The organism is Staphylococcus caledonicus (assembly GCF_016238465.1).
In the GTDB taxonomy this organism is placed as follows: Bacteria; Bacillota; Bacilli; order Staphylococcales; family Staphylococcaceae; genus Staphylococcus; species Staphylococcus caledonicus.
Genome location: NZ_JABTXV010000003.1, coordinates 108,747 through 123,830 on the forward strand (window position 1 = coordinate 108,747; position 15,084 = coordinate 123,830).

At 31.2% G+C, this 15,084-nt stretch carries 10 protein-coding genes and 1 pseudogene; 10 read left to right on the forward strand and 1 reads right to left on the reverse strand.

All coding sequences use genetic code 11. From position 1 onward, the window contains the following. Positions 1-278 precede the first annotated feature (278 nt). From yycF to HS848_RS12755, 10 genes are all read left to right on the forward strand, one after another. Positions 279-980, forward strand: a complete 702-nt coding sequence (gene yycF / locus HS848_RS10250) for a response regulator YycF (protein ID WP_103166468.1) — start codon at positions 279-281, stop codon at positions 978-980. A 12-nt stretch (positions 981-992) separates the two neighbouring features. After that, positions 993-2,819 (forward strand): cell wall metabolism sensor histidine kinase WalK, encoded by a 1,827-nt coding sequence (gene walK / locus HS848_RS10255; protein WP_198612244.1) that lies wholly within the window; start codon positions 993-995, stop codon positions 2,817-2,819. Next, complete coding sequence (locus HS848_RS10260; RefSeq protein WP_198612245.1) at positions 2,809-4,140, forward strand: YycH family regulatory protein; 1,332 nt, start codon at positions 2,809-2,811, stop codon at positions 4,138-4,140. Before walK ends, HS848_RS10260 begins: the two co-directional genes overlap by 11 nt. Continuing rightward, a complete protein-coding gene (locus tag HS848_RS10265) occupies positions 4,141-4,932 on the forward strand; it encodes a two-component system regulatory protein YycI (RefSeq protein WP_107507649.1) in 792 nt (263 codons plus the stop codon). 394 nt (positions 4,933-5,326) lie between these two features. Next, positions 5,327-6,127, forward strand: a complete 801-nt coding sequence (locus tag HS848_RS10270; protein WP_198612246.1) for an MBL fold metallo-hydrolase — start codon at positions 5,327-5,329, stop codon at positions 6,125-6,127. 404 nt (positions 6,128-6,531) lie between these two features. Next, positions 6,532-7,011 carry a 23S rRNA (pseudouridine(1915)-N(3))-methyltransferase RlmH gene (rlmH, locus tag HS848_RS10275; RefSeq protein WP_198612247.1) on the forward strand — a complete coding sequence of 160 codons (480 nt, stop codon included), beginning with the start codon at positions 6,532-6,534 and terminating at the stop codon, positions 7,009-7,011. A 55-nt stretch (positions 7,012-7,066) separates the two neighbouring features. Beyond that, complete coding sequence (locus tag HS848_RS10280) at positions 7,067-9,226, forward strand: AAA family ATPase (protein WP_198612248.1); 2,160 nt, start codon at positions 7,067-7,069, stop codon at positions 9,224-9,226. 279 nt (positions 9,227-9,505) lie between these two features. Continuing rightward, positions 9,506-11,479: a restriction endonuclease gene (locus HS848_RS12745; protein ID WP_232806161.1), complete on the forward strand. Its 1,974-nt coding sequence runs from the start codon at positions 9,506-9,508 to the stop codon at positions 11,477-11,479. A 197-nt stretch (positions 11,480-11,676) separates the two neighbouring features. Beyond that, positions 11,677-12,276 carry a hypothetical protein gene (locus HS848_RS12750; protein ID WP_408642070.1) on the forward strand — a complete coding sequence of 200 codons (600 nt, stop codon included), beginning with the start codon at positions 11,677-11,679 and terminating at the stop codon, positions 12,274-12,276. Between the two features lie 100 nt (positions 12,277-12,376). Next, on the forward strand, positions 12,377-14,170 hold the full coding sequence (locus tag HS848_RS12755; protein ID WP_232806163.1) for a type ISP restriction/modification enzyme: 1,794 nt from the start codon (positions 12,377-12,379) through the stop codon (positions 14,168-14,170). A 346-nt stretch (positions 14,171-14,516) separates the two neighbouring features. On the opposite strand, the pseudogene HS848_RS10290 reads toward HS848_RS12755, so the two are convergent. Further along, a pseudogene (locus HS848_RS10290) lies at positions 14,517-14,645 on the reverse strand (helix-turn-helix domain-containing protein); the annotation flags it as partial. Positions 14,646-15,084: the final 439 nt, after the last annotated feature.

Here is a 15,084-nt window from a genome sequence, read left to right on the forward strand (position 1 = left end):
TGAATGTTGGCAATAATTGATTAGAACGAAAGTTTATTAAAGTAATACTTTTAAATTTCTAGTCAATATTGTAAGAGGAAGATGAGGAAATCTTTGAGGTTAAATTAGATTTCTCTCTCACGCCCATAGAATTAGAAGTATATTAATGGTAAATTATATAGTAGATGAGTGTGCGTTTATAAACATTTTTTACGCGCCAAATCGTAATTATTCTTTACTAAAAACGCTAAAAATTATTGAAATAGAGAACTATAATTTGAGAAATGAGGGTTATAGATATGGCAAGAAAAGTTGTTGTAATCGATGACGAAAAGCCAATTGCAGACATCCTAGAATTTAATTTAAAAAAAGAAGGCTACGACGTTTACTGTGCCTATGACGGCAATGACGCAGTAGATTTAATTTATGAAGTAGAGCCAGATATCGTCCTATTAGACATCATGTTACCTGGACGTGACGGTATGGAAGTATGTCGTGAAGTACGTAAGAAGTATGAAATGCCAATTATTATGTTAACGGCAAAAGACTCTGAAATCGATAAAGTTTTAGGCCTTGAACTTGGTGCAGATGACTATGTGACGAAACCATTTAGCACTCGTGAATTAATTGCGCGTGTGAAAGCCAATTTACGTCGTCATTATTCACAACCAGCTCAAGAAGTAAATAATGCGACAAACGAAATTACAATTAAAGACATTGTTATCTATCCAGATGCTTACTCCATTAAAAAACGTGGCGAAGATATCGAATTAACACACCGTGAATTTGAACTCTTCCACTACCTTTCAAAACATATGGGGCAAGTAATGACGCGTGAACACTTACTTCAAACAGTTTGGGGTTATGACTACTTTGGAGACGTGCGTACAGTTGACGTAACTATCCGTCGTTTGCGTGAGAAGATTGAAGACGATCCTTCTCATCCAGAATATATCGTAACACGTAGAGGCGTTGGATATTTCCTCCAACAACATGATTAGGAGTTTGCGGATATGAAGTGGCTGAAACAGTTACAATCCCTTCACACTAAGCTTGTTATTGTCTATGTACTCTTAATTATTATTGGAATGCAGATTATTGGCCTGTATTTCACTAATAATTTGGAAAAAGAATTAACCAACAACTTCATGAAGAACATTAAGCAATATGCGACACAACTTGAAGTCAATGTTGAGCGTATTTATAGAGACGATCCGTCCAATGCGCAAAAAGAAGTTCAAAGCTTACTAAACGAGTATGCCAATCGTCAAGAAATCGAAGAAATTCGTTTTATCGATAAAGACCAAATCATCATGGCGACGGCCAAATTATCATTACATAATTTAATTAACCAGAAAGTTAATGATAATTCCGTTCAAAAAGCCTTATCACTTGGTGAATCGAATAGCCATAACGTATTAAAAGACTACGGTAACGGTAAAGAGCGTATTTGGATTTACAATTTACCCGTGAAAAGTGGCAACGAGACGATTGGTAACATTTACATAGAGTCCAATATTAATAATGTATATAATCAGCTCAGCAATATTAACCAAATCTTCATCATTGGTACTGCTATATCCTTGATTATTACGGTCATACTCGGGTTCTTTATCGCAAGGACCATTACACGACCGATTACGGATATGCGTAACCAAACCGTAGAGATGTCTAAAGGTAACTATACCCAACGTGTTAAGATTTACGGGAATGACGAAATTGGTGAGCTCGCCCTTGCGTTTAATAACCTATCTAAACGTGTACAAGAAGCTCAAGCAAATACCGAGAGTGAGAAACGACGTCTTGATTCGGTTATCACGCATATGAGTGACGGTATTATTGCGACAGATAGACGTGGTCGTGTGCGTATCGTTAATGATATGGCGATTAAAATGCTGGGCATGGCGAAAGAAGACTTAGTCGGTTATTACATGTTAAGTGTCTTAAATTTAGAAGAGGAATTCTCTCTAGATGAGATACAAGAGAATAATGATAGTTTCTTATTAGATATCAATGAAGACGAAGGTATTATTGCGCGTGTGAACTTTAGCACGATTGTACAAGAAACAGGCTTCGTCACAGGTTACATTGCCGTGCTACACGATGTAACAGAACAACAACAAATTGAACGCGAACGTCGTGAATTCGTAGCCAACGTATCCCACGAATTACGTACGCCATTAACATCTATGAATAGCTATATCGAGGCGCTTGAAGAAGGCGCATGGAAAGATGAGAACTTAGCACCATCCTTCCTATCAGTAACACGTGAAGAAACTGAACGTATGATTCGACTGGTTAATGACTTACTTCAATTATCGAAAATGGACAACGAATCCGAACAGATTACGAAGGAAATTGTCGACTTCAATATGTTTATCAATAAAATCATTAATCGACATCAAATGGCAGCTAAAGATACAACATTTGTACGTGAAATCCCTCAAGAAACTATCTTTGCGGAAATCGATCCCGATAAGATGACACAGGTATTTGATAACGTTATTACCAACGCTATGAAGTATTCTCGTGGTGAGAAACGAGTCGAGTTCCACGTGAAACAAAACACGTTATACAATCGTATGACAATTCGTATTAAAGATAATGGTATTGGTATTCCAATCAATAAAGTAGATAAAATCTTTGATCGTTTCTACCGTGTAGATAAAGCACGTACACGTAAAATGGGCGGTACTGGATTAGGTCTAGCCATTTCTAAAGAGATTGTAGCTGCGCATAATGGTCGTATTTGGGCTAATAGTGTCGAAGGACAAGGTACATCGATATTTATTACACTTCCATGTGAAGTTATAGACGATGGTGATTGGGATGAAGAGTAAAGAGTATATTAAATCAATCATTCTTATACTATTAGTCATGATGAGTGGCGTGCTTACGTATATGGTTTGGAACTTTTCTCCAGATTTAACAAATTTAGACAGCGCGGATAGTAAAAAGAGTAATACTAAAACTATTGGGAAACCTATGTCTGCGCATATCGATAATGTGATTTCACCTTACCAGATTGTGAAAGTGAATGGCGATAAAGTAAAAGGTATAGCGCCTACACGAGACCAATTAGCTAAAATTTCAAATACGTTGAAAAACCACGATGTCAGTAAAGTTGAACATATGCAACGGGATTATAACTTAACGATTCCAACGTTAAATGATCATTTTACGGTGTTAGATTTTACTTATGATATGCCATTGAAAACGTACCTAGGACAAGTGCTTAATTCTTCTGCCAAAATACCTAAGAATTTCAATTTTAACCGTCTTTTAGTGAATAAAAATACTAAAGGTAAATTAGAGTTATATGCGATTAGTAAAGATCGTCACCAAGTGATGAAAGTGACAATGAACGCTAAAGCTAAAAACTTTAATAATGTGATGAACCAGTTAGACAACGATATGCAGAAATATTCTGAGGTCATCACCAATAAAGATACCATCGATAAAGCAACCCATGTGTTTGCGCCAAGTCAACCTAAGAAGATGCGTTCTTACCGCATGGTGTACGATACGATTCCTGTAGAAACGATGAATGCCATTTTATTCGATGATTCAGTGATTATTCGAAGTAGTAAAAGTGGTTCAACGACTTATAACAATAATACAGGTGTCGCAAACTACAATGATGAAAGTAAGAAATATCACTACAAGAATTTATCAGAAGATGAATCAAGCTCAAGTGATATGGATACAACGATTCCAAGTACATTTGAGTATGTAAATGGACATGGTGGATTCTTCAACGACGATTATCGACTCTTTAGTACAGATAACTCGTCAGGTGAACTGACTTATCAATTGTTCCTTAACGGTCATCCGACGTTCAATGATCAACAACTGAATGATATTGAAGTGACATGGGGCGAAAAAGGTGTGTATGACTATAAACGTGCGTTACTACGTTCAAGTGTGCCTTTAGAAGGTGAACAACGAGAACTTGAGAGCGTTGAAAGTGTGCGTTCTGCACTTGCCAATAATCAGGATATTGATTTTCCAAAAGTGACGAACATGACGATTGGCTACAAAGAAGATAATCGACCTGATAAAGAAGATATCGAAGTACAACGTAACAGTGAGTTTATACCGACGTGGTATGTTGAATATAACGGTGATTGGTATGCTTACGAGGATGGGAGGCTTGAATAAATGAATTGGAAACAAACGAAGACCTTGTTTATTTTCGTGTTTATTCTTGTTAACATCCTGCTTGTGATTATTTACGTGAATAAGGTGACGAAATCTCAGATTAATGAGTCTGAAAGCGACAATGAAGTTAATTTTCAGCAAGAAGAGATTCAAGTGGCGAAGGATATATTGAATAAAGACGTGAGTGGCACGGAGATGCAGATGATTACGGCGAAGTCGAAGAATTTCGATAGTGACGTTGAAAATGAATCATCGCTTGAAGCGGATGATTCAGGCTATACGTTAAACGGCGAGATTGATAAAACGGTAAACGTTAGCGACAGTAATCTAAGCGATTTGAAGGATTATATTATGGATAATGTATATCGAGGCAAATCGTACCAATTAGGCGATGTAACGTCGAACACAGTAACGTATGAGCAGACTTACGAAGGCTATCCGTTGATGAATAATAATAAGGCGCGCTTACGTTTCTATGTGGATAATGGTAAGGCGACAAGTTATAAACAGACGGTAATGAATAAGATTGAGCCGGCGACAAGTGACAGTAATCCTAAGAAACAAGTTATTACACCTCGTAAAGCTATCGAGACACTGTATTTTAACCGTTATTTAAAATCTGGCGACCAAGTGCTAGATGCTCGATTAGGTTATTACTCAGTTGTGAGAGAAACGAATGTTCAACTATTACAAGCCAACTGGGAAATTAAAGTAAAACATAAAGGTAAAAATGAGACAAAAACATATTATGTAGAAGCAACATCATCTAATCCAAAAGTGATTGATAACTAAAGTGAAGATGAAAAGTAAAGTTCTGACGAGTGCGTGGAGGTAACTTCATGCACTCACTTTTTTTGTTATTTGTGATAGGCTTGTAAGATAAACATGGAATTGGAACTTTAATTTCTGTATTGATATAGTATAATATAAAGATATTTTAGAGGACTGGAATGAGGTTGGGACAAAAGTGTTTAGGATTTGAGCAGAACCGAACGATGAGCAAAATTGTTTTTCAAATTTTGTCGAATCGTGACGGTATCTGCCGAGAATCCTACTTTTGGGACACCGTATATCGGTTTCCCAGAGCACAAATTATTAATGTCTCAGTCTCATCATTTTCAAAAAAGAGTGCAGATTAGACTGAAGGCACTCTAAAATATAGCGCAAGTTGTCGGAAGTAGAAAGGATGAGCCGCTTGATACGTATGAGTGTTCTGGCGAGTGGTAGTACAGGAAATGCCACGTATGTTGAAAGTGATAAAGGCAGTCTATTAGTAGATGTTGGACTCACTGGCAAAAAGATGGAAGAACTATTTAGCCAAATTGATAGAAATATAGAAGATTTGAACGGGATATTAGTCACTCATGAGCATAGCGATCACATTAAAGGATTAGGTGTTCTCGCACGTAAGTATAAACTACCTATTTATGCGAATGAGAACACGTGGAAAGCCATCGACAAGAAGGATGGTAAGATTCCTATGGATCAAAAATTTATATTTAATCCGTATGATACACAATCTATTGCAGGATTTGATATAGAGTCATTTAATGTATCACATGACGCAATTGACCCTCAATTTTATATCTTCCACAATAACTATAAGAAATTTACGATGATTACGGATACAGGTTATGTGTCAGATCGCATGAAAGGCATGATTCAAGGTAGTGATGCTTTTGTATTTGAAAGTAATCATGATGTGGATATGTTACGCATGTGCCGTTATCCTTGGAAGACTAAACAACGTATTTTAAGCGATATGGGCCACGTATCAAATGAAGATGCTGGGCTTGCGATGACAGACGTGATTACAGGCAATACTAAACGTATTTATCTGTCACATTTATCTCAAGATAATAATATGAAAGAATTAGCCCGTATGAGTGTGGGACAAGTACTAAATGAACATGATATTGATACGGAAAAAGAAGTATTATTATGTGATACAGACAAAGCACAAGCTACACCGATTTATACATTATAATAATAATTAGACGTTCGACCTACTTATAATTTTGAAAATTAGAGTAGGTCGTTTTTTTATATCTTGAGTTAATTATCTAATAATTTAAACTATACATGAATATTCAAAATGGAACCTCTTAAGCATGGTTTTGAGTAGAAAAGATGAATAAATATTTAAGACGGCACTGAAGTTATCCCCAAAAATAGCTAAAGTTATCCACTGTTGTGTATAATACACACAGAAATACTCACATTATTCACAGACTTATCCACATATTTATAGGTGGATAACTTGATTTTAGTATTATTTCTTAATTTTTAGCCAGAATTTATATACATTCCTGTTATAATTAGAGGGAATTCTGTTAACAAGTTGATAACTTGTGGATAAGTAGGATAACTGTTAACAACTTGGAGGACCAAATGAAGATAACAATCTTAGCAGTAGGGAAATTAAAAGAAAAATATTGGAAACAGGCAATGTCAGAATATGAAAAAAGACTAGGGCCTTACTCCAAAATTGAAATTATAGAAGTACCTGATGAAAAAGCACCAGAAAATATGAGTGACAAAGAAATAGAACAAGTTAAAGAAAAAGAAGGCCAGCGCTTACTTGCGAAAATCAAACCACAGGCAACAGTTATTACTTTAGAAATAGAAGGCAAAATGTTGTCATCAGAAAGCTTAGCCAAAGAACTACAACAGCGCATGACACAAGGACAAAGCGACTTCGTATTTATTATAGGCGGATCTAACGGCCTACACGACGACATCTTAAAACGCAGTAACTATGCCCTCTCATTCAGCAAAATGACCTTCCCACACCAAATGATGCGCGTCGTCTTAATAGAACAAGTTTACCGTGCATTTAAAATCATGCGAGGCGAAGCATATCATAAGTAAAATTAAAAATAGATTGTAAATAATATATTTTCACTTATATAAAGGGGTAGATTTGATGTTAAATAAATTAGAAAATGTTAGTTGTAAATCATTTGATGATTACACTAGTAAAGATGAATTGACTAAAGTAAATATATTTTTTGGAAGAAATGGGAGTGGGAAAAGTTCATTAAGTGAATGGTTAAGATTAGGTAATGAAAAGAGTGTTATTTTTAATACTGGTTACTTAAAAAATAATATTGAACAAGTTGAAGAAATTGATGGTGTGAGTTTAGTTATTGGTAAAGAATCTATAAATCATAGTGATCAAATTAAGTATTTAAATAATGCTATAAATAATTTAGAAGATTTTATTAAGCGAAAAAATAATGAAATTACGAATTCAAAAAAAATAATTTTCAATAAAATGAATATGAGACTAAATGAAGCTAGAGAAAAATTTAAAATTAGTAATAATGTGGTTAAACAAAAGAGAAATGCTGACAAAGATCCTGTTACTGCTTTTAATAGTTGGAAGGAAAATACTAGCGATATAATTAAAGATACTACTTTAGAATCTTTAGATGAATTAGAGGAAAGAATAGCTAGCAAAGAAGGCTTATTAAATAATATAAAAACCCCCATTTTAGCTTTTGATTATGAGGAGTTTAATAATATGGTAAAAATATTAATGAAAGAAGTTATCAAGCCTACTAGTAGTGTAAGTTATAAAGTTTCTGAATGGATAAAAGATGGTTTAGAAATTCATAATATGCAATCAAAAGAGGAAACGTGTGAGTTTTGTGGTAACACATTTGACGTAGAATTGGTAAAAGAAAATATAGATTCAAAAATCAAAAATGAATTTAATTGCTTTATGGGAAATTTAAATGAATACAAAATTAAAATAAATGAATCGTTAAGTAATATGGAAGGTTTAAATATTGATGTAGACTCAGTACAGTTCTCAAAACAAAAAGAAGAACTTATTAAACTATTACGTATATTAGAGGACAAGGAAAAAAAGACATATGAACATCTTGAGTACCCTGTTGATAATTGGGAATTAATAAATGTAATAGATAATATCATCAATAACTATATTGAAAATTTAAAAAAAGAAATACAAAACGATAAAAAGATTAGGGATTCAATTGCAGATTTTGTTAAATCATGGATTGGCAAAAAGTTGAAAAATGATGAAGAAATTAAAATAGAAATTTGCAATATTAATAGTAATAAAGAACAAATACAAGAAGCAGAAAAATGTAAAGAAGCGAATAAAGATTGGATAACAAAGTTGAAAACAAACTCATCTAACTTGAAACAGTTTAGTGAAATAGTAAATAAAAGGTTTGAAATACTTGATATAAATATTGAATTAGAACCTAATATTGAAACTGAGAGCTATAGGGTTATACATAGAGTAACAAAAGAAAGACTTAATTTAGTTGATTTAAGTGAAGGTGAAAAGCGATTAATAGGGTTCTTACATTTTTATTATAAATTATTTATGATTGCAGACAGTGAGATGAAAGAAAATATTGAGTATATAATCATAGATGACCCGATTACTAGTTTAGATACAGAAAATAGATATCATTTAACTAAAATTATTAATCAATTTATTGAGCTTTCAAAATCTGAAAATAAACAGGTTTTTGTGTTTACACATTCGTCTTTTGATTTCCATAATTTTGCTTTTAAAGGAAAGAATAATACCAAGGAAACTTCCCATTGGTATATTGAAAAGATTGATGGGATTAGTAAAGTAAACAAATTAACTAAAGAGGAGTTAAGTAATTATAGTGACTATTATAGGACTGTTTTTAACGAAGTAATGTCCTTTGCGTTAAAAGGAAAGAATAAAGTTAATAAGCTGGATAATTATATCAAATATGCGAATAAAGTAAGATTTATTTTAGAATCTCATGCTAGAAGCCATTATAAAATAGAATATGCGACAGCTGCTTCTGCTACTGAATTATCAAACTATTATGATATAGTAAAAGAAAAAATTGAAGATATAGAAGAAAGCTTAGATATTATTAATAGTCTCTCTCATGGAATATCATTTATAGATAACCATTATTATGAATTGTCTGTTACAGAAGTCCAAGATGCAATAAGAAAAGTGATTGGAATAATTTATAATAAAGATAAACAACATGTAAGTGCAATATGTAGTGGAGTTTTAAATAAAGAAAATAAAGGAGAACTTCAAAAATGGATTTAATAGTAATAATCAAAATGTATAATCAAATAAAAAAGAAATCTCTAAACTAGGAAAAAAAGAAATAGTTGACGTTGAGTCCTAATAAATACGGATAGAGGCATAAGACATGTTTCTATCCGTATTTATTCTTTATTAGTAAAAGTTGTTATTAAATGCAATGAAATTGTGTTTTTTACGTTTATAAAGAAGAAATAGTAAATTTTTATTATCAGTAATCTCATTTTTGATTTTATATAATCTAAGGTATAATTGTAGTAAAAAGTAAAAAGGATGTAGAAAATGTCGAATAAGTCATTTATATCATTAATTGAAGATATAGATAATATAGAGGGAGGACAAAGAGATAGAGGGACTTTATTTGAAATCTTGTCAATTACATACTTAAAAAATGAACCAATGTATCATAAACTGTTTGAAGAAGTATGGATGTTAAAAGATGTTCCTGAAAAATATAACATCCCAAAAGTTGATACTGGTGTAGATTTAGTAGCTAAAAGAAGTGATAGTGATGAGCTTACTGCTATACAATGCAAATATTATTCAAGCGATACAACAATAAATAAAAGTCACATAGATTCATTTTTGAATGAAGTGGGAAAAAATTATTATACTGATGGATTACTAATAACTACTACAGATAAATGGAGTAAAAATGCTGATGAGGCATTAGAAAACAGAGATAAAAATATAATGCGATTATCTTTGTCTGATTTGCAAAATAGTAGTGTTGATTGGTCTACTTTTAGTTTTAATGAACCAGAAAGAGTGAAATTAGATAAGAAAAAAAGTCCTAGAAACCACCAAATTCCTGCCATTAATGCTGTAATAGAAGGTTTTAAAGAAGCTGACCGAGGTAAACTCATCATGGCTCCAGGTACTGGAAAAACTTATACATCTATGGTTATAGCTGAGCAAATGGCAAAGAAAAGCAATTACACTTTTAAAGTATTGTACTTAGTGCCAAGTATTCAATTATTATCACAAACTTTACGTAGTTGGAATGCTGATATAAATCTTGATATGGAATCAATAGCAGTTTGTTCAGATAGAAAAGCTTCAAAAACATCTAATAAAAATGGATTAGAAGATATTACTAGTGTAGATATAGGATATCCTGCGACTACTAATAAAGATAATTTATTAAAATACATGCATTTAATAAGCAATAAAAAACATAGTACAAGTATGATAACAGTTTTTTCTACTTACCAATCTATTAACGTAATAAGTGAAGCACAAAAAGAAGGGTTTTATGAGTTTGATTTAGTTATTTGTGATGAAGCGCATAGAACGACTGGTACTACAGAACTCAATAAAGATGAATCTGCATTTACTAAGATTCATAATGATAATAACGTTATAGCTAGAAAGCGGTTATATCAAACTGCTACTCCAAGAATATACGGTGAAAGTGCAAAAAAGAAAGCAGATGAAAAATCAGTAATTATTGCTGACATGGCTGATGAAAAAATTTACGGTAAAGAGTTTTATAGAATTGGTTTTGGAGACGCAATAAGAAAGGGAATACTTACAGATTATAAAGTAATGGTATTAGCAGTAGACGAAGACTCGGTCTTTAGGGGCTTCCAAGAAATGATTTCAAAAAAAGAATCAGAAATTGGATTTGATGATGTAACAAAAATTATAGGTTGTTGGAACGGTTTAGTTAAGCGTGACGGTAATAGTAACCAAACTTTAGGGCAGCCTATGAAAAGAGCAATTGCTTTCACAGGTACAATCAAGGAATCAAAGAGAATTACAGAGATGTTTTCAACTGTAGTAGATGAGTATTTATATAATAGTTCTAATTATAGTAATCCTTTTAAAATAGATATAGATCATGCGGATGGTTCAATGAATGCAGTTCAAAAAAATGCGAAAATAGACTGGTTAAAAAATGAGGTACCTGATAATACATGTAGAGTACTTTCAAATGCAAAATTTTTAACTGAAGGTATTGATGTTCCTGATTTAGATGCAATAATGTTTTTAAAACCTAGACGATCTAAAATAGATATAGCACAAGCAGTAGGTAGAGTTATGAGAAAAGCAGAAGGAAAAGATTATGGTTACATAATCTTGCCTATAGGTGTTCCTGCTGGTTCAGAAGCACATGCTGTCTTAGATAATAATGAAAAATATCAAGTTGTATGGGAGATACTTAATGCGCTTAGATCGATAGATGAGCGTTTTGATGCAACAATAAACAAATTAGAATTGAACAAAAAAAACCAGAACAAATACAAATCATAGGTGTAGGAGATGCTCCTGATGAATTAGAAGAAACTAGTGAGCGTAAAGAACAACTTGCTTTTGATTTAAATGAAGAACAGCTTTCTGATTTAGAAAGAGCAATCTATGGAAAAATAGTTAATAAAGTAGGAAATGTTAGGTATTGGGAACAGTGGTCTAAAGATGTAGCTGAAATAGCTAGAAAACATATTGAAAGAATCCATATTATTTTAGAAGAAAAAAATAGTCAAGTCTATTATAAGTTCTTAGAATTTGTTAATAGTTTAAAGCACAATATTAATGATTCTATAGATGAAGAACAAGCTATAGAAATGTTGTCGCAACATTTAATTACTAAACCTATTTTTGATGCTTTATTTGATACATATAGCTTTATAAAAAATAATCCTGTATCAAAATCAATGGAAAAAATGGTTGAGTTATTAGATGGAAAGGGGTTAATGAAAGAGCAAGAAAAATTAGAAGAATTTTATAAAAGTGTTCAAATTAGGGCCGAAGGCATAGATAACCTAGAAGCAAAACAGAATATCATAGTACAATTGTATGAAAAATTTTTCAAAACCGCTTTCAAAGATACAACAGAAAAATTAGGTATTGTTTTTACACCGGTAGAAGTAGTAGACTTTATTTTAAACTCTGTAAATGATATCTCAATTAAGCATTTTAACAAAAGCATTAGCGAAGAAAATGTTCATGTATTAGACCCTTTTACTGGTACAGGAACATTTATTGCTAGGCTTTTGCAGAGTGACCTAAGACATTGTTCGAAAATATACTCAAGAATTACATGCAAATGAGATAGTTTTACTTAGTTATTATATAGCTGCAGTAAATATTGAAGAAACATTTCATACAATTTATAACCAAACATCATATACTCCATATGAAGGAATTGTATTGACAGATACGTTTGAAAGTACAGAACAAGACGGTTCATTTTCTAATATTTTGTTTGACGAAAATAATAGTAGACTGGCTAAACAAAAGAGTAATTCAATATTTGCGATTATTGGAAACCCACCATACTCAAAAGGTCAAACCAGTGCAAACGATAATAATCAGAATTTAAAATATCCTATGTTAGATAGCTCTATAGATAATACTTATGGGAAATTTTCAAAAGCAAAATTAAAAAGAAGTTTGTATGATAATTATATAAGATCGTATAAGTGGGCATCTAATCGTATTTCCGAACAAGGAATGATTGCATTTATTACTAATAACTCATTTATTGACAGTCAGAGTATGGATGGCTTGCGTAAATCATGGCATGAAGAATTTAATCATATTTATATAATTAACTTAAGAGGTGATCAAAGAACTCAAGGTGAATTATCTAAAAAAGAAGGGGGCAAAATTTTTGATTCAGGTAGTAGAGCAGGAATTGCTATAGTATTACTAATAAAAAACGAAAGCAAAGAACATACTATTAATTATTACGCTGTAGAAGATTATCTAGATAGGACACAAAAATTAAAATTATTAAAAAAATACAATTCTGTTGTCAATTTCAAGTTTGAAAGAATTATACCTAATCAAAATTATGACTGGATTAATTTAAGAGATGAAAATTATCAAAAATTAACACCCTTAGCATCTGATGAGAAAGCAATCTTTAAATCTAAAATGACAGCTGTTAACACAAATAGAGATGCTTGGGTGTATAATTTTTCGAATAAGAGTGTTAAAGAAAATTGTAATATTATGGTTGGAAACTATAATAATGAAATAGATAGACTTTATAAAATAACTGATATGAAACAAAAATTAGAAATGAAAAATAGTAAAGATTCATATATTAAGTGGACAGCAAATTTAAATAAATTATTTGTCAAAAATCAAAAGATAGAATTGAACAATAATAAAATCGTGAAAAGTCTTTATAGACCTTTTACGAAGAAAAATCTATTCTACCAAAAAGAAATCATAGAAAGACCTGGAAAGTTTAAGGATTCATTTGCAATAAATAATATGGCAATATGTGTTACTGGAGCAGGCGCTAAAAAAGGTTTTTCAGCGATTGTAACGGATTTAATTCCAAATTTAAATATGCTAGAAGCAGGCACTCAAGTATTTTTACTTAGATTTAATAATGATGAAAATCTATTAAGTTATGAAAGTAATTTTAATATATCTGAGGAAGCAATAAAAAAATTTAATTTATCACCACTAGATTTCTTTTATTATGTTTATGCTATTCTTAATTCTGATGAGTATAAAGAAAAATATAAAAATAATTTACGCAAAGAATTACCTAGAATACCTTTAGTGAAAAACAAAAACATTTTTGTGGAAAAAGGAAAAGAACTTATTAATCTACATTTAAATTATGATAATTTTAATAATATTAATTATGATCATGTAGAATATAAAAATCAAACGCCTAAATATGAAGTGGAAAAAATGAAGTTTGAAGATAAAAATAAAAAAGATATTATTGTATTTAATGAAGACATAAGAATAACTAACATACCTAGTATAGCTTATAAATATATTATATCAGGTAGATCTGCTATAGAATGGATAATTGATCAATATCAAATTAAATTTGAAAAAAACTCAAGAATAGTGGATAATCCTAACCTTTATTCTAGTGACCCTCAATATATTTTAAAATTAGTTTTATCTATAATTGATATTTCTGTGAAAACAAGAGAGATTATTGAAAGTTTACCAGAAATTGGAGAGTAATTTTAAAATAAAGTCCCAACATTAATACCAATAACTAGGTAATAAAGCTGGGACTTTTAGTAATACCACTAATAAAGTGAGAAGCGTATCATAAGTAAAGAAATTTTAGCGATATTTTAACAAAAGTTTATTACCTAAAAATTATTGAAACAATGATGTTAGCTTCAATTTTAATATCTGCTACAATATTTTTAATTGAAGAAAACCTTATGATTGAAATGCTACTTGTAATAATGAGTATGATAATTTGCTTACCTTTTATATTTTCTATAATAAAGTAAAAGGATAATAGCTTTCATAATTTTTGAGCTGATTCATCTTGATATGACTGGTTTGTATGATTTCATTTAATTTCACGTGAAATGGTAGATACAGCACGATTTAATATGAGTGCAATCGACCTTAAAGAGTTGTTTTCTTGTAATAAAACCTCTATACGCGCACGTTCAGTTAGTATAAGATGGTTATAGCTCATATTGGCACTTCTTGTATATGTTTTTGTGGTTATTAACATCTTACAAAAAAGCGGTAATTATGGGCCTTTTTTATAAAATTTTATAGGTGTTGCATTTAATATTACAATTCGTCAAATAATTAAAACTACATTAACTTATATTTTGTTAATACTTCTAGAATTTTTGTTAAATCATCTTTTAATTCTGTGCTCTTTTTTATTTTTCACATTCTATTAATCTAATTTATTGGCATGGAAGCAGTAAACAAAATCCCACACAATATTATTCGTTAAATGAAGATGAGTAATGAGAAGTAATTAGAAGCAACGAGAAGTAGCGAGAAGTAACGAGAATAACAAACTCACTTCTAGTTTTTTTAATTTTTTCTATATGTCATTAATATAACCTTCAAATTTCTTGAATTGTCTAGAGTTTAATTATATAAATAAAATATAATAT